The 21,408-nt window shown below is 65.4% G+C and carries 23 protein-coding genes; 18 read left to right on the forward strand and 5 right to left on the reverse strand.

Annotated features, from left to right (window positions below; all coding sequences use genetic code 11):
* Nucleotides 1-148: 148 nt before the first annotated feature.
* Nucleotides 149-733, reverse strand: coding sequence for a TetR/AcrR family transcriptional regulator (locus D6270_RS17700; RefSeq protein WP_109164543.1), 585 nt, complete (start codon nt 731-733; stop codon nt 149-151).
* Nucleotides 734-863: 130 nt separating this feature from the next.
* On the opposite strand from D6270_RS17700, the gene D6270_RS17705 reads away from it, so the two are divergent.
* Nucleotides 864-1,424, forward strand: coding sequence for a hypothetical protein (locus tag D6270_RS17705; protein ID WP_109164542.1), 561 nt, complete (start codon nt 864-866; stop codon nt 1,422-1,424).
* Nucleotides 1,425-2,672: 1,248 nt separating this feature from the next.
* Here the strand turns inward: D6270_RS17705 and D6270_RS34020 are convergent.
* The gene (locus D6270_RS34020; RefSeq protein WP_109164541.1) at nt 2,673-3,332 is read right to left on the reverse strand and encodes a DUF2290 domain-containing protein; all 660 of its coding nucleotides are present in this window, start codon (nt 3,330-3,332) and stop codon (nt 2,673-2,675) included.
* Nucleotides 3,319-5,376, reverse strand: coding sequence for a DEAD/DEAH box helicase (locus tag D6270_RS17715; protein WP_204117098.1), 2,058 nt, complete (start codon nt 5,374-5,376; stop codon nt 3,319-3,321). Before D6270_RS17715 ends, D6270_RS34020 begins: the two co-directional genes overlap by 14 nt.
* 659 nt (nt 5,377-6,035) lie before the next feature.
* Here D6270_RS17715 and D6270_RS32560 point away from each other — a divergent pair.
* The 4 genes from D6270_RS32560 (at nt 6,036) to D6270_RS17730 (ending at nt 9,012) form a co-directional block, all read left to right on the forward strand.
* Nucleotides 6,036-6,377, forward strand: coding sequence for a Pepco domain-containing protein (locus tag D6270_RS32560; protein ID WP_158650532.1), 342 nt, complete (start codon nt 6,036-6,038; stop codon nt 6,375-6,377).
* A gap of 5 nt (nt 6,378-6,382) precedes the next feature.
* Nucleotides 6,383-7,879, forward strand: a complete 1,497-nt coding sequence (locus D6270_RS17720; protein WP_109164539.1) for a DNA primase — start codon at nt 6,383-6,385, stop codon at nt 7,877-7,879.
* Between the two features lie 90 nt (nt 7,880-7,969).
* Nucleotides 7,970-8,443, forward strand: a complete 474-nt coding sequence (locus D6270_RS17725) for a GntR family transcriptional regulator (RefSeq protein ID WP_109164538.1) — start codon at nt 7,970-7,972, stop codon at nt 8,441-8,443.
* Complete coding sequence (locus D6270_RS17730; RefSeq protein WP_109164537.1) at nt 8,440-9,012, forward strand: HD domain-containing protein; 573 nt, start codon at nt 8,440-8,442, stop codon at nt 9,010-9,012. The genes D6270_RS17725 and D6270_RS17730 overlap by 4 nt, the downstream gene beginning before the upstream one ends.
* Here D6270_RS17730 and D6270_RS17735 read toward each other — a convergent pair.
* A complete protein-coding gene (locus tag D6270_RS17735) occupies nt 9,000-9,473 on the reverse strand; it encodes an NUDIX hydrolase (protein WP_109164536.1) in 474 nt (157 codons plus the stop codon). The genes D6270_RS17730 and D6270_RS17735 overlap by 13 nt on opposite strands.
* A gap of 2 nt (nt 9,474-9,475) precedes the next feature.
* A complete protein-coding gene (locus D6270_RS17740; protein ID WP_109164535.1) occupies nt 9,476-10,234 on the reverse strand; it encodes a helix-turn-helix domain-containing protein in 759 nt (252 codons plus the stop codon).
* 656 nt (nt 10,235-10,890) lie between these two features.
* On the opposite strand from D6270_RS17740, the gene D6270_RS17745 reads away from it, so the two are divergent.
* From D6270_RS17745 to D6270_RS17805, 13 genes are all read left to right on the forward strand, one after another.
* Complete coding sequence (locus D6270_RS17745) at nt 10,891-11,187, forward strand: hypothetical protein (protein WP_097967340.1); 297 nt, start codon at nt 10,891-10,893, stop codon at nt 11,185-11,187.
* Nucleotides 11,184-12,215 carry a DUF2637 domain-containing protein gene (locus D6270_RS17750; RefSeq protein WP_109164534.1) on the forward strand — a complete coding sequence of 344 codons (1,032 nt, stop codon included), beginning with the start codon at nt 11,184-11,186 and terminating at the stop codon, nt 12,213-12,215. The genes D6270_RS17745 and D6270_RS17750 overlap by 4 nt, the downstream gene beginning before the upstream one ends.
* On the forward strand, nt 12,212-12,856 hold the full coding sequence (locus tag D6270_RS17755) for a GGDEF domain-containing protein (protein WP_109164533.1): 645 nt from the start codon (nt 12,212-12,214) through the stop codon (nt 12,854-12,856). The genes D6270_RS17750 and D6270_RS17755 overlap by 4 nt, the downstream gene beginning before the upstream one ends.
* Complete coding sequence (locus tag D6270_RS17760; RefSeq protein WP_109164532.1) at nt 12,856-13,245, forward strand: RRQRL motif-containing zinc-binding protein; 390 nt, start codon at nt 12,856-12,858, stop codon at nt 13,243-13,245. The genes D6270_RS17755 and D6270_RS17760 overlap by 1 nt, the downstream gene beginning before the upstream one ends.
* A gap of 142 nt (nt 13,246-13,387) precedes the next feature.
* Nucleotides 13,388-15,610 (forward strand): cell division protein FtsK, encoded by a 2,223-nt coding sequence (locus D6270_RS17765; RefSeq protein WP_109164531.1) that lies wholly within the window; start codon nt 13,388-13,390, stop codon nt 15,608-15,610.
* A gap of 139 nt (nt 15,611-15,749) precedes the next feature.
* Nucleotides 15,750-16,001 carry a hypothetical protein gene (locus D6270_RS17770; protein WP_109164530.1) on the forward strand — a complete coding sequence of 84 codons (252 nt, stop codon included), beginning with the start codon at nt 15,750-15,752 and terminating at the stop codon, nt 15,999-16,001.
* 155 nt (nt 16,002-16,156) lie between these two features.
* Entirely contained in the window at nt 16,157-16,345 is a 189-nt protein-coding gene (locus D6270_RS17775) for a hypothetical protein (RefSeq protein WP_109164529.1), read from the forward strand.
* A gap of 11 nt (nt 16,346-16,356) precedes the next feature.
* Entirely contained in the window at nt 16,357-16,965 is a 609-nt protein-coding gene (locus tag D6270_RS17780; protein WP_109164528.1) for a hypothetical protein, read from the forward strand.
* A gap of 1 nt (nt 16,966) precedes the next feature.
* On the forward strand, nt 16,967-17,290 hold the full coding sequence (locus D6270_RS17785) for a hypothetical protein (protein WP_109164527.1): 324 nt from the start codon (nt 16,967-16,969) through the stop codon (nt 17,288-17,290).
* 85 nt (nt 17,291-17,375) lie between these two features.
* On the forward strand, nt 17,376-18,302 hold the full coding sequence (locus D6270_RS17790) for a bifunctional DNA primase/polymerase (protein ID WP_109164526.1): 927 nt from the start codon (nt 17,376-17,378) through the stop codon (nt 18,300-18,302).
* Nucleotides 18,299-19,693 (forward strand): DNA primase family protein, encoded by a 1,395-nt coding sequence (locus D6270_RS17795; protein WP_109164525.1) that lies wholly within the window; start codon nt 18,299-18,301, stop codon nt 19,691-19,693. The genes D6270_RS17790 and D6270_RS17795 overlap by 4 nt, the downstream gene beginning before the upstream one ends.
* A gap of 122 nt (nt 19,694-19,815) precedes the next feature.
* Nucleotides 19,816-20,061 (forward strand): helix-turn-helix domain-containing protein, encoded by a 246-nt coding sequence (locus D6270_RS17800; protein ID WP_109164524.1) that lies wholly within the window; start codon nt 19,816-19,818, stop codon nt 20,059-20,061.
* 9 nt (nt 20,062-20,070) lie between these two features.
* Complete coding sequence (locus D6270_RS17805) at nt 20,071-21,330, forward strand: tyrosine-type recombinase/integrase (RefSeq protein ID WP_097967329.1); 1,260 nt, start codon at nt 20,071-20,073, stop codon at nt 21,328-21,330.
* The last annotated feature ends 78 nt before the right edge of the window (nt 21,331-21,408 follow it).

Consider the following 21,408-nt stretch of genomic DNA (forward strand, 5'->3'; position numbering starts at 1 on the left):
GACCACCGCACGCGGGAACTGGGGTCGCCACACACGACATGATTCCTGCCCGCCGTCGCAGCCTCGGGCTCTTTCCCGGTGCCACCACCCGGGCCGGCTGCTCGACCTCCTGTACTCCCGCGGCCTCGCAGCCGTCCGCCGCGGTCGCTCAGGCCCCGCGTGCCCGCAGAATTCCGTCGACGCCCAGGAGGAAGGTCTCGGCGATCGGCTTCGGGTCGGAGAGGCAGCCGGACGCCATGGCGCCGTCGCGGAGCATGACGAGATGCCGGCCGGCTCCGTCGGCGGGCCGGTCGCCGACCTGCGCCAGCAACTCGGTGACGGTCTCCAGGAACCACTGGCGGTGGGCCAGGACGGCCTGGTGGATGGGGTGGGCGGGGTCGGGGTACTCGGCCACCGCGTTGAGGAAGGCGCAGCCGCGGAACCCGGGGCTCTGAATGCCCCCGGTGATGAACCGGCCGATCGCCCGGACCGCGTCGGCCGCCGACTCCTCGTCCGCCCGCGCGGCCTCGATGCCTGCCCGGATCCCCCGGTCGGCCTGGTCGAGGTAGGCGAGAACGAGCTCTTCCTTGCCGGTGAAGTGCCGGTACAGCGTGGCGCGGGTGACCTGCGCCTCCGCGATGATCCGGTCGACGCCGACGGAGTGGATGCCCTCCGCGTAGAAGATCCTGGTCGCCGTGTCGAGCAGCCGAGCCCGCGCCGCCGACGTGCTGCTGCCTCCCGTGCCCTCACTCATACGGCCAGGCTACCGCATCGATGAGGGAGAACGTTCGGTCTTGACAGCCCACCCCTCACCCCCTTTCAATAAAAGAGACCGAACGTTCTCCCTCGCGAGAGGGTGACGCCTCTCCCCGAAAGGAACTTCCGTGGACACCCTCGTCGGTACAGCTCCCGCCGCCAGCGTCCCCACAGCCCTGCGCAAGCTGTACTTCCTGCGCTTCGGCTTCGCCGCGGTATGGGCGGCCCTGCTGTTCGCGACCGCCGACAACCTGGGTGCGCTCACGGCCACGCTGCTGGTGATCTACCCCATGTTCGACGTGGCCTGCGCGGTCATCGATCTCCGCTCCGCCCGAGCGAACGCCCAACCGGTGCGCGGGTTGTACGTGAACATCGCGCTCAGCGCCCTCACCGGCATCGCCCTCGCCGTCGCCGCCACCTCCGGCATCCCGGCCGTCCTGCGGGTCTGGGGCGTCTGGGCCGTCACCGCGGGCGTGGTCCAGCTCGTCGTCGGCGCCGCCCGCCGCCAACTCGGCGGCCAGTGGGCGATGATCGCCAGCGGGGCCATCTCCACACTCGCCGGTGCCTCGTTCGTCGCCCAGGCGGGCACGGGCGACGCCTCCCTGACCAACCTCGCCGGCTACGCGTTCCTCGGCGGCGTCTTCTTCCTGGTCTCCGCCCTCCGCCTGGGACGGGCCCGCAGGATGTGACGCGTCGCCCGGACGAGACCGTCGGCGTCGGGTGAGCCGAGGATCAGAAGTCGGCGGGGTCGAGCTCCTCATCCCGGCCGCTCGGTCCTTCTTCGCCCAGGTGCTGGGCCGGGATCTCCGAGGGCTGGGTGCAGCGCCGGACGGCGCATGCGGGTGTCGGCGGCCGATCGCGCACTGTGGGAGGAGATCGTCGACGAGAGAACGCCCCTGCCCGCCACGCCGGTCGAAGAGGATGACGACATGATCACCTTCGCAGAGCAGGAGGCCGACCGCAGTTGCCGGGCAGGCGAAGACAGCTGGTCCGCCGGTGACGCCCGGCCTCTGCTCGATCTCGCCCAGCCGACCGGCGGCTTCACTCTTCCCCGCCTTCCGGCCCAGCGCCCGGGCCCACTCGACTCGGAGCACTCCCGTCGAGCGGGCAGCGGCCTCCACAGCGCTGCGCTGCCGGTCCTGGGAACTCGGACTGTGCGTCGGCTGCAGCCAGATGACACGCCGGTACGGGCCGAACGCGACCACGTACCGCAAGGTTTGCCGGGCCGTCCTCAACGGGCGCCGAGCGGAACTGCAACCGCCAACGTCGAAGGCCCCCACCGCAAGTGGTGGGGGCCTTCGACGTATTGCCCGGTGAGAGCAATGGCGGAGGATACGAGATTCGAACTCGTGAGGGGTTGCCCCCAACACGCTTTCCAACTCTGCATGTCCGTGTTCATCCTGGTTCGTTCGCGTCCACCCACCAGCTCACGGGCAGGCCTGCCGGGAAGATTGAACGACCGCGTACGGCTGTGAACGAGACTACAGATGAGACTGTGCCGGCTCCCGGAGGTCTAGTGGTAGCGCATCGACTTTTGCGGATCTTGCGCTTCTCTTCCTTGGCTTCCTTCTCCTCGCGTTGTGCGACTCCATAGGCCGACCAGGGGCCCTGATGCTTCGCGCAACGAGACGTGCCGAGTCACTGCCGGGTTCCGGCACGCGGCGCCACCTGTGGTGCGTACGCCGCACCTTGGTTGAGACGCCACTCTGAACTCCCTACCCATGGGTCAGGTAACTCCTGACCTGAGGGAAGTTTCTTCACAGCGCTAGCGCCAGGAAAGGCGTATGCGCGATGCACAGAAACACGCTTCGGCAACCGTCGTCGAGACGAATGGAAAGCTCCAGCTGTCATGCTCAGAGGAGGAGGCCGCAGGGGTATCACGTCGTGACGGCTTCCTAGACCGCGTCGCGGAGTCTGCCAGCCACCGTAGTCACGACCTAGTTCCACATCAGGTGAGGGCTGGCGCGGTCGCCTTCAGTCAATGTGCGGTCACCTATATGTCGTGTGGCACTGGCGGAGAAGTAGCTGCGGTGAGCTGCCCACAGGTCGGCGTAGAAGTGCCGGAATAGGAAGTCGGCGAATCTCCCGACATGCATGGGAGCAGCGCAAGCAATCCGGCAATGAGACGAGTTGATTGTCAGGTGCGAGGCTGGATGCCCGGGCGCGGCTGAGGCTGGGTCGTAGTCAAAGCGCACCGCTGAGTGCAACACCATACTGGTGGGATCGGATTCTATGTGTAGGTCCAAAACATCCAAGATGGGGTCGATGCGCAACATCTCGGCGTCTAGCCTGTACGGGCAAGGTATGTAGGCGAGACGGTGCCCAGCAATGTCTCCTCCTTCCACGTCATATGTGATCTGCAAGAGCGCACCGTCAAACAGGAGTGCAGAATAGGCTCCTGCCTCAGCCCACCGTCGGTAATCCTGCAGACTGGGATCGCCGCGGTTAACAAGGAAGGGGATTGTGGGGTCCAGGGCATTCCATGAAACTCGAGCGCCTTTGATGGAAACCGTATTGGCGAAAACGGCGATATCTGAACCCAGTAGGTAGTCAAGGAAATTGACAATATCGTCACGAACCGATCTAGGCGTCGTCACTCGGGAGCTCTTCCCTGAGTTTCCTCATCAACCGCGTGCGTATGGCCGGCGGGATTTCGTCCAGATCGATCTCATCCGCTTCGTATGCCTCCAGGAACATCTGGAGCCCCTCGGCCGCCCGTTTCGCCTTCCCGGAATTGTTGCCAGATTGGTCACTATGCAGATGCCGTATCTGCGCTAGTGATTGGCGACTTGGGATATTGAATTCCAGCTGGAAATTTTTTTCCCGAACGGTTTCGATCTCTCGGGCCACCACATCCATGGCGTCCCCGTATCCCGTGATGCGAACCCAGGCGCGACTGCGTGTGATGGCGGTGAAAAGAGTATTTCGGCGCGTAACGGTGTTGAAATTGCTGGCTGCATTCTGAGAGTCGACAACATAGACCATAGGGGCTTCATTGCCTTTTGCGCGAAAAATGTGCGCAAGAGCTACGGAGCCGCGTACGAAGACCGTGTCCACGCTCGTGTTGACACCGACGAGGTGTGACGGAATGCCGTGCTCCTGAAGCGTTCGCATGAGTCGAGGCGCTCGCGACTTTGCGCGGTAAACATCCGGCAAGACAATCAAAATGTCGTCATGCTCAAGCTCGTCCTCGGTGAGGCTCTTTTTGATATCCTGAGCTACCCAAATATCTTGCGACTCTTGACTATCAAATCTTTGCATAACGACCGCGTCGTCAACAGAGACGTGGTCTCGGAAGTAGGAGGGGGCGCTGTCATGCTTGCGCTCCAAAGTCACCGGGGATCCTAGGGCAAGCTCGCCATGCACTGTCTCGTACCCAATGTCGTCCCAGAGCTCAGGATTGTCGAAATGTTGCAGAAGGCCGCCTTTTCGGTAGACACCGATACCAAGGGCATGTGCGGTGGCCAGCGCCCATGGTGTATTTCGATAGCAGACCGGTAGGACAATATCTTTCTTGGGCTCGTTATCTCGATTAACGATAGAGACCAGGCTTTGACCTTCCGGGCCAGTCCCAAATAGTTCATCCGTGCTCGGCATTGCGGACTCAGAGAGTTTTTGCAGTTCATCGAATCCCCAAACAATCCGCTTGGGGGATCTTGTGAAATGGTAGATCAATTGAAAGAACTCGGGAGGGAGGTCTTGCGCTTCATCGATGAGTACGGCATCGAAAATTGGTTCGGGGTTGGATGCTTTGACGATCGTCAGAAGTTCACGACAAACTCCCTGGAATGCATTGTCCATTCCATAAGTGGCCCTGGCGTAACTGAAGTCCCGCGGTGTGGTCCCAGCGGCCCGGGCCATCTCGCTGTACATGCCTGCGCGAGAAGCAGACCCCCACGAGTGTAGAATCTGCAGGTAGTTTTCATCGGGGCGGTCGTTGCGATACTCAAACGTAAACCTGGCAATCAGATCTTCGATCTGCTGATACAGGGCGCGGGAGTAGTACGTCACGGCGATATGCCACTCTGGGTGCTGAGTATGCAGGTAAGCGGCCTTCAACGCCAAAACTACTGTCTTTCCTGAACCTGCCAAGCCGCGGATTCTCTGAGGGCCCTGTGGTGTTTCGATGGCAGCAGACTTCTGCCACTGGTCCAGATTCGCTATTCCAGCCTCGATGATTTTTAGGACTGCACCACGCGAGGTAGTTCCCTCGACTGAAGATCGCTTCTTAGCCGGTTTGATTGTGCTGACGCGCTGCAAAGCACCTTGCACTGCACGTTCGAGGGGCTCATCGATTCCCGGAAGCTGCATGATTTCGGCAGCGACGTCCTGCAAGTCGCAGTAGATGGCCCCGTCAGCATCGAGGTCTGGAGAATTGACGGGACCGGGGAAAACAGTCACCGTTGTGATGTCCACGGCTAGCGTGCGTCGCCTGCGGAGAGAGCGATGTTTGCTGAGCGTGCTGTCCAACACATCGTACAAGCGGTCCTGTTGCGCTTGAATGGCTGCCCAATCCGGGGCGGTACGAGGGATGGACTCTGCGAGCAGGAACGCCACAACGCCGTGAGAACGGCTGACCATCAACGCATCAACCTCGACGTTCTCCTCTGCAGTTGCGAGCACGGGATAGCCGAGATACACCGTCCCTTCATCAGTGACTGTACGCAGTTGATCCGCCAGGAGCGAGGCACGGATTCGGTCTCGGCTCTCGCCGTAAACAACCTGTAGCGGCATGCGCGACGCAACTCCCCTTTGGTCGTGCGGCCATGAAGCTAGCCCGACGCTAGCCTCGCCCGCGCTAAGTACGACTCATCCTAAGCAAAGGTGCGAGGAGTAGCGGGTGTTGTGCCGTCATGCGAGTAAAAATTTTTCAGGAGAGACGCGCCGCAGCGCGCTTGTCGACCTCACCCACACAGAGGCTCGATGTCAGCTCCAGGACGCTCCCAGTAGCGCGGCGTGAAGGCCAGGATCGCGCAACATTCTTGAGCAGTCATCAGCCAAAAGCGTCGTTTGTGTTGATTGATAGTCATTTGAGCACTAGTTCGACCTGTGATCCGCCTGAGTGACTGCTTCCAGGCGGGAGTGAATGCAACGGGGCGATCGTCTGGGCATCAGGCGGCGCTACAAGTGAGAGGGCCGGCGCAGGGGCCCGCCTGAGCTCACCAGGAGGAGGTGCGTAGCTGCCGGTCGCCGCGCTGGGATGGGGAGTGCCTCCGCCCGCTGCAGCCAAGTCGGTGCAAACTGTGCTGTCCAGAACTAGAGTTGAGGTACTAGTCCCGCAGTTGAGCCAGGGGTAGACGATGGAGCATGGTGTAGAAGATCTTGGCGAACCGGCACTCTCCTTTTGGGTGGCGGCCGGTGAAGGGACGGGTGGCGGTGACGCAATGGGCCTGTTCGGTAACGGCAACGACGGCGAAGCTGTACTGCGGTCGATTCCCGTAGGCCCGCTGCGCAAGAATCTCGCCGAAACAATTGACAGTCTGCAGCAAGTGTTTGCTGATATTGCCGATAGGCCAGGAACGCTCTCCCTGAGCGAAGCGCAACTCACCTTTCAAGTCACTGCCACCGGTGGTATTCAATTGATTGGCACGGGACAGATGCAGAGTGGACGAGGTCTCACCCTCACATTTAAGCGACAGTAGGATTAGTGATTCAGCACAAGGCTCTGTTGATCGGTGCTAGTGATTACGATGACCCAGTGATCACGCCACTTCCCTTCGTGCCGGGAGACTTGCAGAGAATGAAAACTGCACTTCTTCGGCGGGGATTCAATGCGGTCGAAATTGCCACGTCTAAGCGAGGTGTAACGCCTAATTTTGTCAATGGCAGAGTCGCCGACTTCTTGTGGCGCGCTCAACCGGGAGACGCGCTACTTGTTATGCTGAGCGGTCATGGGCTTCATTTTGAGGGCGCCGACTACCTCGTACCGGAAGATGCCCATTTTCGAACGTCGGCGATTGATAAAAGTTGCATTAAAATAGATTGGGTCAAGGAACTTGAAGAGTCGCCTGCCGGACAGATAATTTTCCTGATCGATGCTTGTCGAGAAGGGATCGATCGGGCAGCGATGGCTCCTCCGCCCGGGGTTCGGCAGTGGAGTAATCGTAAGGTTGCGGCCTCTTTGCGCCGGAAGGTTGCGTACGTTTATGCTTGTTCACCGGCACAAGTTGCGCTATTCGTGCGCGATTCTGATGTCTCTTCTAGCAAAGAGGGGGCCGCTGTAACGGGGCAGTCCTTTAGCATCTTCTCGCGAGCTGTTAGTGATTTGGTCAGCGATGACGAGCTGAGCAATCTGGAGCAGTTTGAGGTGGCGGTGCAGGAGCGAATCGATGCCACGCATCGCGCCTTCGGGAAAGGTGGCAGCTCTCAGAAGGTGCGAATTGTTACTGATGCGAAAAAGAGCTCCTTTTCTATTTTTCCCGGCCCGATGGATGCGCCTTCGCGCTCTCTTCCTCGGCAGAAGCCAACTGCCGAGGAAGAGGCCCGAGTGCCCCTCAGTGGGGCCGTGCCAGTTCAGTCAGTGTGGCCGCTGCCCTTTGGGCAAACATCATCCTCGCCTCCATCTCGTCAGATAGGCGGGGTAAGTCCGCCTTCTCGTGGATCTCGGCAGGAACGGAAGCACACTTCCCCCTCACGCGCGCCTCATATGGGATTGACTCCCCCCGCTGACTCGTTGCCCGACCTGCGCAGTCCTGCGCATCGGACTGAAAGGGAGCTCCTGAAGCTCGCGCTACAGAAGCCTGCATTGGTTCCCGAATTCGACGGATATGCGGAAGCGGAATTCACGGCGGCGCCGTACGCTGCTGTCTATCGATGCATTCTGGCTGTCGGGGGTGTGGGTAGTCGGCAGGTGGACTACTTGGCGCGTATTCGCAACGCTGCACCTAACGAAAAAGTGCGAGAACTTCTCTTTGAGCTGGCGGTAGAGCCAATGCACGGGAAGAAGATCGGACGCGATTATGCTGGTATGCAATTGGCTCAGGTGCGTATCAGATCGGTTGGGCGACGCGTGGATCATCTGCAATCATCGCTGGCAAAAATCGAACGCGAATCTGGGGAACCGTCGGCTGAGCTGATGACAGAAATCTGGACACTGCAGCAATACCTCCAAGCGTTGCGCCAGAAGGGTGCTGATGCGCTTTGAGTTCTCATGTTGATCGCAAGCGCTGTACGCCTCTGTCGTCGGGGTATTATTCTACGATGCCCTATCGGGGGGCGCTTCGAAGGGGGAGGGATGTCGGAGAAGGTCAACCCTCGCGGAACGTTCCTGCAAATCGCTGAGGCCCTACGTGCTCAGATTTCTGATGATCAAGCCATGAAGACACTTCCACGACTTGCTGATGTTATGCGTGATAATCAGGTCTCCCGCGGCGTAGCGTTGCGGGCGTTTGCTATTCTTCGCGCTGAAGGCATTGCTGAACCAGTCCCGGGCGGCCGGTGGCGAGTCGTGCGCCCTGGAAGGCAGGAAGAAGGGCGCCGAATTGCCCTTGCTGATCGTATTATCGAGGTCTTCTCAAAAGACGATCTGCGGGTTGGGCAGCTTTTCCCGAGTACAGCGGAACTCAGCGCTCGGTTCGGTGTCTCGCGGCCAACTGTGAGCAAGGCTCTCCACAAGCTGGAATCCGTCGGCCTGCTGTCCGAGGCTCGGCAAGGCAAGCAGCGCACCGTGCGGGCGCTGCCGAAGCGAACGGAGTCTCCGGAATCTTGAAGACCACGCGATTGACCGAGTGGGCGTATCCCCTCGCGGAGAAGCTGCTTGCCGAGCCGTTGCCGCGTCGGTGGGCGCATTGCCAGGGTGTGGCTGAGCGGGCCCGAACCCTTGCCCCGATCCTCGGAGACAATGCCGAGCTGCTGGAGGCCGCGGCTGTTCTGCACGACATTGGGTACGCGCCCGACTTGGCCGAGACTGGCTTTCACCCACTGGATGGCGCGCGGTACCTCCGGGATGTCGCGCACGCGGACGAGCGCATCGTGTCCCTGGTCGCTCACCACTCCTGTGCGTGGATGGAAGCCGAAGCGCGCGGGATGCGCGACGAGCTGGAAGCCGAGTTCCCGCGCGAGCACCCTGAGCTTGCAGACGCGCTCTGCTACTGCGACATGAACACCACGCCAGACGGCACGTCGACCAACCCGGTGGACCGGGTGAACGAGATCGCCGGCCGGTACGGGCCCGACAGCCTCATCGGTACGTTCATCCGGCGTGCGGAACCGGAGATCCTCGCCTGCACTGCGCGGGTCGTGCTGCGGCTCGCAGAGGTCAAGCGTCAGCCGATGTAGGGCGCCGGCCGAGCGTCGTCCATGGCGTGCTCGATTCGGAGGCGCATGGTCGGATGGACGTCGTAAGTCGAGAGGTCCGCTGCGGTAACCCAGCGGACCTGAGTTGTTTCGTCGCTCGTCCGTACGTCACCACCGACGGGGCGAGCGCGGAAACAGATGCTGAACTGCTGCCGTGCCTCTCCGTCGTCGTAGAGCATCACGTGCCCGGGGTCGGTGTAGATCCCAGAGATGTCTATGACTTCGGCCTTGATGCCGGTCTCTTCCCAGACCTCGCGCACAACCGTGTCACTGATGGACTCGCCGACATCGTGGCCGCCACCGGGCAGCGCCCAACGGCCGTTGTCTGAGCGCTGAATGAGCAGGACGGCGCCTTCGTCGTTCCGCACGAACGCCACGACGGACGGCACCACCGAGTTGGCCGGCGGGGCGTCCGGGTCGTGGAGGTAGTCGATGCGTCCCATGTTCAGGCTCCCACCATGTCGTCGTTGGTGACCGGGCGTGCGCTGCCCCAGGTCTGTTCGATGCTACGGGCGTAGGTGTCGAAGAGCCCGCCGCCCGGTAGTCGGCGCAGGTGTAGGACAGGGGCCATGTAGGCGCCGATTCCGTAGACGTGCGTGTTCACGAGCATTTCGTCGTCGGATCGGAAGAGCGAGTTGTAGAGCGTGGCGTCATGGAGCCGGAAGCCGATATCTGGGTGGCTCGTGAAGAGCGGCTGGTAGTTCACCAGGGCATTGCGGATCTTGCCGTCCATGATGCGGTGCCCTTCGTCTATGCCGCGCTGCCGCACCGCGTCGCAGCCGGGGTCTCCCAACATGATCCGCACCTGCGCGTTGCCCTCAACCTTGGCTTTCAGTAGGCCGTGGAAGAGAGGGTCCTCCGAGAGCCAGAGTCCGGAGTAGACCAGCACATCGAGGTGTGTGCGGGCCTGTGCGTAAAGCTCCCGCCATAGTCCGTTCGGGACCATGTGGCGGTGCGGGTAGACCGTGACGATCTCCGCCTTGCTTAGGTCGGTAGCGCTGTCGACAGCCCTGCCGTCGTCCCACAACGTCGTGACGTCCACGGCGAGCACAGAGGCCGTCGCGTACTGATGCCGCCGGTACGGCACCTTCCCCTGTGTGATCCAGCGCTCCACCGTCTTGGCGTTTACGTCGATGGCTTCGGCCAGGTCGCGGACGGTCATGCCCTGAGCGAGCAGGGCCGAACGTAAGCGCTCGTTGGTCATCTCTACCCCCGGTGGGACGTCTTGGGACTTCTCGACGGTAGCCAGATAGGCCCAAGGTGTCTACGGAAGGGGTAACCAACGCCCCTGGCCTGCACCGATGCTGATGGTGCGCCAAGAAGTTCCGGCGCAAAGCCCAGAGGTTCCGCCGATGAGCTTGACGGCAGTCGATGCAGTACCTGTAATAGAGGTACTGCATCACCTCGCGGGGTGATCGCGATGAACGGCTCTACCTGCCCGGAGAGCCCCGTGAAACGGGTTCGAAGGAAGCGCTCGCAGCTTGAGAACTGAACAGCGTGCCAAGAACGAATGGCGGGGTGGAATTCCTCGTTCCCGCGGTGACCGGGTGATGTCGCCCGGCGGCACCAACCTTCTGTGCAACGGCTCTGGAGAACACCTGAGAGCACCTGGGTGCCACCCGTATGCACGCCGCCCTGCTGGCGTCAGAGCAGCGACGATGACGCACCCGACTTCCCGGGCTCTGGACCTGCTGGCCGTGGCATCGGCCGACAGGTGAAGCCCTGTGGCCCTCCGCTCGGAGGCTGATCGCTTCGTTGATCTTCGCCACTGTCTGATCCCGCTGTACCCGGGGTGGTCGCCTCTCGCCAAAAGACCGCGACCGCCCCGGTTCCCGATCCCTTCGTAGTCCTGGAGTTCTCATGCGCATGTACATCGGCGGCCACCAGGTCGTCTCGGACACCGACTTCGTAGAACTGGCCCTCGGTACCCCCCTGGATCTCTGGCTGGGTGTGGAAGGTGAGAGCGAGATGGAGCGGGCGGCCCGTCTGGACGCGGCTCGCGGCATCCTCGCTGACAACCCCGACCTGCCCGACCGCGTGAGCCAGGCCGCCGCCGAGGCGATCCAGGCTCACGCCCCGGAGCTCTTCAACGTCGCGTTGCTCCCCACCCGCCGAGCGGCCGGCCGACGGCAGTACCGGGGCGGTGCGGCGGCATGACGACCACAACGCACAGCACGGATCGGCCGGCGGTTCCGCCGCTGACCCGCCCGGAACTCGGCCTGGCCGGTGTCGGTGCACTCGCTGCGGCCGGTGTCGGCGCACTCGGGCTGATCTCCTCGTTCGACGCGGTCTCGGCCGCGGCGGCCCTGTGGGGATTCAGCGAAGCGTGGATGGTCCCCGTCGGCATGGACGTGTCCATCCCCGTGTTCTCCGTGGCGAACCTGCTGCTGATCCGGATGGACATGGCCCTGGCCTGGGTCCGCTTCGTCCCCTGGATCCTGACCCTGGTCACCTGCGGACTGAACATCTCCGCAGGCCATGACCTATGGGCCAAGGTGGCGCACGGAACGATGCCGCTGCTGTGGGTGGTGTTCTCCGAGATCGGCGCCCACATCTACGCCTCCCGCATCGGCGCCGTCACCGGCCGCCGCATGGACAAGATCCGCGCCTCCCGGTGGCTGCTCGCCTTCCCCTCCACCTTCACCCTTTGGCGCCGGATGACGCTGTGGGAGATCACCTCCTACGCCGACGCCCTGACCCGTGAGCGGGAACGTCTGCTCGCCCGTGCCGAGCTGCGCGAGCGGCACGGGCGCCGGTGGCGTTCGAAGACGCCGCGGGCCACGCGTGTCCTGCTCAAGCTCGGGGAGGCCAACCCCGCCGAGCAGGCCGCGCCCGCCGAGTTGCCGGCCGAACCGCCGGTGGAGCCGCCAGGCGAGCAGGGACCGGATGAGGCGACCGAGCCGAAGGCGCCTGCAGTGTCCTCGCCGCGTCGCCGTTCGAAGTCCAAGCCGAAGCCGCGGCGGAGTCCGGAAGAGGTCCTGGCCGAGGCCCGAAAGGTCACCGAGGAGTGGCCGGACGCGGCGCTGACCGCAGACGGCATCCGCACGGCGGTGCGCGTCTCTGCGGCGACTGCTCGCACGTTGCGCGACACCCTCAAGGAAGAGCGCGCCGAAGCCGAGCCGCTGCACGCCGTGGCCACCGAGCACGACGACCACAGTGACGACGCCGGGGCGGTGGCGGCATGAACACTCTCTTAACCGCCCTCGCCACGGCCGGGCCGCTCGCGGCCGGATGGTCAGCCCACACCCTGTGGCTGCGCCGCTCCCTGCGTAGCGCTCGCAGGGATCCGCTCACCGGGCTGCGCACACGTGACGGCTTCACCCGCCGAGCCGCCGTCCTGCTCAAGGATCCCCGGTCGGTGGTGGTCCTCGCGGACGTCGACCGCTTCAAGCAGATCAACGACAACTACGGCCACGCAGCAGGGGATGCCCTGCTGCGGGCAACCGCGGACCGGCTGGCCCACTACGTCGGCCGGGCCGGTGTCGCCGGACGGCTCGGGGGCGATGAGTTCGCCGCCGTCGTCATCGATGACCACGGCACCGTCTCCGACCTCCTCGCCGTCCTGCACGGCGTACTCGCCCGCCCAGCAGACGGAATGGACCCGGCAGTGCACACCACGGTGTCGCTCGGCTGGGTCCGGGCTGCAGACCACCCCGACGAGGACCTGTCCGGTCTGCTGCGGCGGGCGGATGAGGCCATGTATGCGGCGAAGCAGGGCAGGGCCGGGGTGCGTCGGGCCGGGCTCGGCAGGATCTTCGCCACGTGGTCCGGACGTCGTGCCGGCCGACGCGGCACCGCACTTGCCGGACCACGGGACGCGGCCTGATGTCCCCCGCGTTCGGCAAGTGCTACGACCCCACCGGGGCGGTGCACGGGATACCGACGTTCCCGTGGAAGTACGCCCCCGACGGTTACGCCACCCGCCGCCAGCTGCGTGCCCGCGGGCTGCGGCCTGGTGGGCAGGAGGTGGCGGCGCAGATCATGCGCCGCTCGCGCCGCCGCAAAGCCGGTGTGGCCGTCGCCTACCTCTACCGCATCGACCGGGCCAAGCCCGTCCGGCCGATGACCCCGGGCAGGGCCGCGGCGCTCGCCAAGGCGATGCTCGCCCGCCGCACCTGCCCGCAGTGCGGAGTGGATGCCGGGTACTGCATCCCGACCTCACTCGGCATGTGCCCCACCTGTGCCTACCTCGAAGAGCAGCGTCCTGCGACGTAAATCGAACGCACGAACGAGGGGCAGGAATCCTGCCCCTGGTCCCCGCTGCGGGGGCCGAGCATCAACGGCACGGGCCCGACCGCTCACCTCTCACAGCGTCGGCCGGGCCCGTGTCCACTCCCTTGTCCAGGAAGGACAGTTAGTGAATCACGACGACGAAAGCGAACTCTTCAACCGACTCGAAGCCGACATGAACACCCCCACCGCACCCGACTCGGTCGGGGAAGTAGTCGACCTCGACAAGGCCCGGACAGCCCGGACCGAGTCGGCCGACCCGCTCGCCGACCAGTCGGCCGACTCGGCTCCCACCGGGTCGGGTGACGGGTCGGGCGACCCGGATCAGCCGATGATGGTCGACGGTCCGGCCGAAGTCGGGCCCGGGTTCATGGGCCGGATCATCGGGGCCAAGCGCCGGGCGATTGTTCCCGCGTGGCTGCGCTCCACTACCGAGCTGCGGACCGCGACCCGGTGGGCCGCAGGCCACTACGGGCACCTCGCCGGGTACCACGCACTGCGCTCCCCGTACTACGCCGCCCGCCTCACCTTCCAAGCCCCCGTCGGGGCGGCGAAGTTCATGGGCGGGACGATGCGGTGGGTGTCCGACCGGGAGGGCGAGCCGGTCCGGCTCGCGTCCGTCCGGCGAGAGGACGCAGCCGAGTACCTCAAGCTCTCCCGCCAGCGTGACGGCCGGGTCCGGCTCCGCACCCTCGTTGCGGTGCTGGGCATGTTCGTCGGACTCGGCATCGCGCTCGCCATCTACGTCCTTGCCCCCGGATGGCTTCAGGCTCTGTCGGTCGGGGCTCTGCTGCTGGCCCTCGGGTCGGCCGGCACGCAGGCCGACGCCCCGGTCATCACCCGCGCCGTGGAGATGACCAAGGCACCCAAGCTCACCAGTGACATCGTGCTGCGGGCCCTCGGGGCTCTCGGGATCACCGCGATCAACCAGGTGCAGAGCAAGGGCCGCGACGGGTTCACCTTCACCGCCCCCATCACCCGCGACGGCCCCGGATGGCGTGCCGAAGGGGATCTTCCCTACGGCGTCACGGTCACCGACGTCATCGAGCGCCGCGACAAGCTGGCCTCCGGCCTGCGCCGCCCGCTCGGCTGTGTGTGGCCCGAAGCCGTCCCGGACGAGCACACCGGCCGGTTGGTGCTCTGGGTCGGTGATCAGGACATGTCCACGGCCACGAAGCCCGCATGGCCCCTGATCAAGGGCGGGTCCGTCGACCTGTTCAAGCCGGTCTCCTTCGGCACGGACCAGCGCGGCCGATGGGTCGAGATCACCTTGATGTACATCGCTGGGGTCATCGGGGCGATCCCCCGGATGGGCAAGACGTTCCTGCTCCGTCTGCTCCTGCTCATCGCAACACTCGACAACCGGGCCGAGCTGCATACCTACGACCTCAAGGGCACCGGCGACCTCGACCCCGTCGGGGAGCGGGTCTCGCACCGTCACCGGGCTGGGGACGATGACGAGGACATCGAATACGCCCTGGCTGACCTGCGGGGGCTGCGCACCGAACTCCGCCGCCGGGCCAAGATGATCCGGTCCCTGCCGCGGGACATCTGCCCGGAGTCCAAGGTGACGTCCGAACTGGCGAACAAGCCCAAGTTCGGGCTGCACCCGATCGTCATCGGGGTGGATGAGTGCCAGGTCTGGTTCGAGCACCCCAAGCACGGCGGAGAGTTCGAAGAAATCTGCACCGACCTCGTCAAGCGCGGCCCCGCCACCGGCATCGTGCTCCTGTTGGCCACGCAGCGGCCGGACGCAAAGGCTCTGCCCACCGGGATCAGCGCGAACGCGTCGGCCCGGTGGTGCCTGAAGGTCATGGGCCAGCTGGAGAACGACATGGTCCTCGGCACCTCGTCCTACAAGCGAGGGATCCGGGCCACCATGTTCAGCTGGAAGGACAAGGGGATCCACTACTTCGTCGGTGAAGGCGCCGACGCAAGGATCGTCTCGTCCGTCTACATCGACGCCCCCACCGCCGAGGTGATCGGGCTGCGGGCCCGCCGCCTGCGCGAGGCAGCCGGACGGCTCACCGGGCACGCCGCGGGCGAGTCGTTCGAGGACCGGGAGACCAGCGGGTTCGATCTCCTCGCGGACATCCTCGCCGTCGTGCCGGCCGAAGAGCCGAAGCTGTGGTCCGAAGTCGTCGTGGCCCGTCTCGCTGAACTCCGGCCGGATGTCTACGGCGGCTGGGAGCCCGAGCAGCTGGCCGCCGCCCTCAAGCCGCACGGCGTCAGCACCGGCCAGGTCTGGGGCAAGACCGAAGCCGGGAAGGGCGCCAACCGGCGCGGCATCGAGCGATCCCACATCCTCACCGCAATTGCGGAGCGTGACGGAAACCGGGACGCGAGCTAGCCCGGTTCGCCGCTAGACCTAGCAGCACACCCCGCTAGGTCTAGCGGCACCGCTAGCGGCACATCTGCCGCTTGATCAGCGCACTAGCTTCTAGCGTCCCACCTGCGCAAACCCCCGAAACAGGCCTGGGAGGCCCGTGATGACCCCTGCCCTGCTCGCTAGCGCATTCTTTCTGTCCATCACCCTGAGTTACGGCGGTCTGTGTGCGGTCTCGCCGTTCGGAGACTGCCGCAAGTGCCGCGGCTGGGGCTTCGCGACCAAGACCGACCGCAAGGGCCGTACCAAGCGCGGCAAGGACTGCCGCCGCTGCAAGGCCACCGGCAAACGCATCCGTATCGGCCGCCACCTCTACAACGTCGCCGCCCGCCTCCACCGCGATGGCACCCGCTAACCACGCAGAAGACCGGCGGTCACCCGCCCTGAGGCGATCCCGACCATGTCAGGCGCTCGCCAGCGTGACCGCCGGTCCAAGCCCCGAACTTGCGAGCACCCGGGGCTCCCGCACCTTATCCAGCACTCCCCATCAGCTTCCAAGGAGTTCCCGTCGTGGCCGTCACCGTCTCGCTCGTCCTGCTCTTCGGACTCGTCCTGTTCTTCCTCCTGCGCTCCAACTCCCTCGGTTGGGGAGCCGCGTTCGTCGCCGTCATGTTCGGGTTCTTCCTCGCCTCCACCGGCGCGTCCGGCCCGATCAACGAACTCACCACCGCCGTCATCGACGCCATCCCCGACCTGTAGGAGGCACCGTCATGAACGAACCCCTGATCCAACGCCACTGGGCCGCACTCGCCGCCCCCAAGGTGGCCCCCGCCCTCGCCACCTCCACCGTGCTGATCCTCGGACGGATCTGGAACGCCAACGGCGCCGAACACTCCACCGGCAACGCCGCCTTGATGGTCGTCCTCGCCGCCGGAGCAGCAACGGCCGGCGCTTTCGCGTCGGCCGGTCGCGCCGGTGACTCCGTCATCGCCGGAACCGCGTTCGCCACCTCGGGCGGCCTCGCCCTCGCAGGCGTCGCCGGATACGCCGACGGCCTTCCCCTCCCTCTGCTGCTGTGGGCCGTGGCCACGGCCGTCGCCTACGGGATCGCCGCCCGCTACTGGCGCACCGACCGGCGCGACACCGTCGACTACGAACGGCAGACCACGACCCGCCGCGAGGAACACAGTCACGTCGAACGCGTGGAGGCTCTGCGAGCAGGGGCACAGATCGAGGTCGCCCGCTCGGGTGCCGCCTACGCCGAGCAACTCGCCACCGCGCTCATCACCCGTGCCGCCCTGCCCGGCTTCGACCCGCAGACGCTCACAGACGCTGGTCTGCCTGAGCTCCCCGCCGCCGACACCCCCAAGGAGCACTGACGTGAGCACCTGCACCGAAAAGTGGCCCACCCCGGACACGGCGTACGCCACAGCCCCGAGCATGGTCCGTGAGATCGGCTGGACCGCTCAGGCCGCTGCTGGCAAGCCGTTCGGCACCCGGATGGGCCGGGAGTTCTGGCTTCGCAAGGCTGCGCTCCTGGACCGCATCGCGCTGTCCGGGGAAGCCGCGCGCCACGGCGGGGACGCCATCGCAGCAGCCGAGCTCGCTGCGGCGCGGCTGATGGAGCTGGACGACACGGACGCCATCTGCGACCCGCGCAACTACGTCCGCCAGCAGTACGCCCTGTGGTCCAGCGAGCAGTAGCTACGCCCGGGGCGGTCGCCTCTCGCCAAAGACCACGACCGCCCCGGTTCCCTTGTCCCTTCGCAGAAACAGGAGAACCCTCAGCATGACACCAACCCCTGCCCTGGCGCTGCTGCGCGCTGCTCTGGCCGCCGCCGAGCGTGGGTGGCCCGTCTTCCCCCTGCGTCCCGGTGACAAGCGGCCGGCCGGGCACCCCGAACGCCACTGCCCCGGCACCGGCCGATGCTCGGAAGGGCACCGCACCCCGGAGCAGCGCGCCACGCTCGACAGCGAGCAGATCGCCCAGTGCTGGCAGGCAGCCCCGTTCAACGTCGGCATCGCCACTGGCCCCGCCAACCTCGTGGTCGTGGACTTGGACGTGCCTAAGGACGAGACCGACACCGCGCCCACCGAGTGGGCGGGAGCAGCGGACGGCCTGGATGTGCTCGCCATGCTCTGCGAGCGTGCCGGGCAACGGCTGCCGACCGAGACGTACACCGTGCGGACCCGCCGCGGCGGCCAGCACCTGTACTTCACCGCACCCACCGGAAAGCGGCTACGCAGCACGGCCAACGCCCTGGGCTGGAAGGTCGACACCCGGGCCTGGGGAGGGTACGTGGTTGCGGCCGGCAGTGCTGTGGGCGGAGCATCGTACGAGATCATTCACGACGCGTCTCCGGCTCCCCTCCCTGCGTGGCTCAGTGACCTGCTCACCCCCAAGCCCGCACCGGCCCCCATGCCGCTGTCCGAGTTGTCGGCCCGGATGCGCAACGCCACCGCCTACAGCACCGCGGCTCTGCGCGGGGAGCTCGAAAAGGTGCTGACCGCCCGGGAGGGCGGTCGTAATCGTGCCGTGTACTTCGCGGCCTACGCCCTTGCCCGGATGATCCGGAGCGGGGACCTCACCGAGGCCGCCGTCAGCACCGAACTCATGAGCGCCGGGCAGTCGATCGGTCTGCCCGCTGGAGAGTGCCGCACCGCGATCCGCTCCGGGTTCGTTCGGGGCGGCGCGAGTGAGGCGAGTGCGGCATGACGGGCCGTGAGGAACTGCCCGTTCCGTCCAATCCGATGGCCGTGGCGCGCCGCCTGCTCCCGAGCTGGCAGAACGAGAACCAGCGGCTTGTGTGCCGCCGCTGGCGCGGATCGTGGATGCGCTGGACCGGCACCTGCTGGCGTGAGCTGGACGATCAGCAGATGCGGTCCGCGCTCTACAAGCGGCTGGAGTACGCCATCTACAGCGTTCCCGGGAAGGACGGCCAGCCCGAGACCCGAGACTGGGCACCCACGAAGCAGAAGATCAGCAACCTGCTCGATGCGCTGGGAGCCATCACGCTCCTGCCCACCGACACCGACGCCCCCTCGTGGGTCGAGCAGGATGCCGCGGGCAAGGACGGCAGCCCGATCGTGGCCTGTGAGAACGGCTTGCTCCGCATCCGGGATCGGGCCCTGCTGCCGCACACCCCCGGCTTCTTCAACCTCGTCTCCGTCCCGTTCCACTACGACCCCGCCGCCACGGCACCGACGTGGGAACGCTTCCTGCGGCAGATCTGGCCCGACGACCAAGCGGCCCTGGACGCACTGCAGGAATGGTTCGGCTACGTTCTCTCCGGCCGCACCGACCAACAGAAGATCCTGCTCATCAAGGGGCCGTCCCGCTCGGGGAAGGGCACCATTGCCCGGGTCCTCAAGGAACTGGTCGGGCGCGAGAATCTCGCTGGGCCGACGCTCGCCGGTCTCGGCAGCAACTTCGGTCTGTCTACGTTGCTCGGCAAGCCGCTCGCGGTCATCTCCGATGCCCGTCTGTCCGGCAAGGACGGCGGGCAGGTCGTCGAACGGCTTCTCACCATCTCCGGTGAGGACACCATCGACATCGACCGCAAGTTCCGCGACCCGTGGACCGGCAAACTGCCCACGCGACTGATGATCCTCACCAACGAGCTACCGAGCTTCGGGGACTCTTCCGGGGTCATCGCCCGCAGGTTCATCGTGCTCAACATGACCGTTTCCTGGCTCGGCAAGGAAGACACGGCCCTCACGGACAAGCTGGCCGCCGAGATGCCCGGGATCCTCAACTGGGCCCTGGAAGGGCTGGCCCGACTCCAGCGCATCGGCCGGATCACGGACCCGCCTTCCTCACAGGAAGCGGTCATCACGATGCAGGACACCGCCTCGCCGACGAGCGCGTTCATTCGCGAGCGCTGCACCGTCGGTGCCGCTTGTGAGGTTCCGGTCGACACTCTGTGGGCGGTCTGGCGCGAGTGGGCCGAGGACAACGGCGTACGAGCCGTCGGGACCAAGCAGATGTTCGGACGGAATCTGCTCTCCGTCGTGCCGCAACTGCACCGGGCGCGACCCCGCGACGCGTACGGCCGGCAGGTGCCCACGTACACCGGCATCACGCTCACGCCGTCCGATCGGCGATAGCCGGTGTCGCGACTCAAGCGACTCACGCCGCCCAGGAAACGGCCTCTGAGTCGCTTGAGTCGCGACACACAGCAATGCGGACTCAACACACACCAGCTCGCGTGACCGCACCGAGGAGTGCCATGCCCCGGCTCGAATTGCTGAAGAACGAAGAGAACCCGCAGGACCTCGATCTCACCATCCTCGCCGTGACGGTCGAGGAAGCCGCACGCCGCCTGAGCATCGGCCGGACCACGATGTACGGCCTGATCCGTGACGGAGCCGTCCAGACGGTCCCGTTCGGCCGTAGCCGACGAGTCCCCGTTCAGGCGCTCATCAACTACCTGAACCAGCACATGCAGACCAGCAACAACCACGCCGCGGCGTAAGGAGCACCAATGGCCAAGCGGCCCAAGCGCCCGGACGGGGCGTCATCCATCTATCTCGGCAGTGACGGTTACTGGCACGGACGTGTGACCGTCGGCATCCGTGACGACGGCAAGCCGGACCGGCGCCACGTCATGAGCAAGATCAGCGAAGGGGAGGTGATCAAGAAGGTTCGCGCTCTGGAGAAGCAGCGGGACGAAGGCAAGGTACGGAAGCCTGGACGTCCGTGGACCGTCAAGGCGTGGCTGCTGCACTGGGTGGAAGAGATCGCCAAGCCATCGGTGCGAGAGAACACGTACGCCGGATACGAGGTGGCCGTACGGGTCCACCTCGTGCCGGGCGTCGGGGCTCACCGGCTGGACAAGCTGGAGCCCGAACACCTGGAGCGCTTCTACAGCCGAATGCTGGCCAACGGCAGCAAGCCCGCCACCGCGCACCAGGCGCACCGGACGATCCGTACCGCGTTGAATCACGCGATGCGCCGCGGCCACGTCACACGGAACGTCGCCACCCTCGCGGTCCCACCGAGGATCGAGGAAGAGGAGGTGGAGCCTTACGACATCGAAGAGGTGCAGCGCCTGCTCTCGGAGGCCGCCAAGCTTCGGAACAGTGCTCGCTGGTCCATCGCGCTCGCTCTGGGGCTCCGGCAAGGGGAAGCGCTCGGGCTGCGGTGGGCAGACCTCGATACGAGCAGCGGAGTCCTGCGCGTCAGGAAGAACAGGCTGAGGCCGAAGTACCTCCACGGGTGCGGCGGCGACTGCGGCACGAAGCCGGGGTTCTGCAAGAAGCGCGTCAGGAAGAACGAGGACACGGCCAACACGAAGTCGCGCGCCGGCCGACGCGTCATCGGTGTTCCTGACGAACTGGTGAGACTGCTGGAGCTCCACCGCAGAGAGCAGGCACGCGAGCGAGCGATCGCGGGGGAGGACTGGCGAGAGTCCGGGTTCGTCTTCACCTCTCCCGTAGGCGAGCCGCTGGTGCCGAGCACGGACTACGACGCCTGGAAGCGGCTGCTGATCGACGCGAAGGTTCGGGACGGGCGCCTGCACGATGCCCGGCACACCGCGGCGACGGTTCTGCTCATCCTCGGTGTCCCCGAACGGGTCGTGATGCAGATCATGGGCTGGTCGTCCACGGCGATGGCGGCCCGGTACCAGCACGTGACGGGCGGCATCCTGGCCGACGTCGCGCAGCGGGTCGGAGGACTCATCTGGGAAGTGGCCAACGACGCTGACGACAACAGCACGGAGGGCTCCGAAGAGTCTCGTTGAGACTGCAGATGAGACTAGGAACGTCGAAGGGCCCCACCGCAAGCGGTGGGGCCCTTCGACGTATTGCCCGGTGAGAGC

It is taken from the genome of Streptomyces griseus subsp. griseus (assembly GCF_003610995.1).
In the GTDB taxonomy this organism is placed as follows: Bacteria; Actinomycetota; Actinomycetes; order Streptomycetales; family Streptomycetaceae; genus Streptomyces.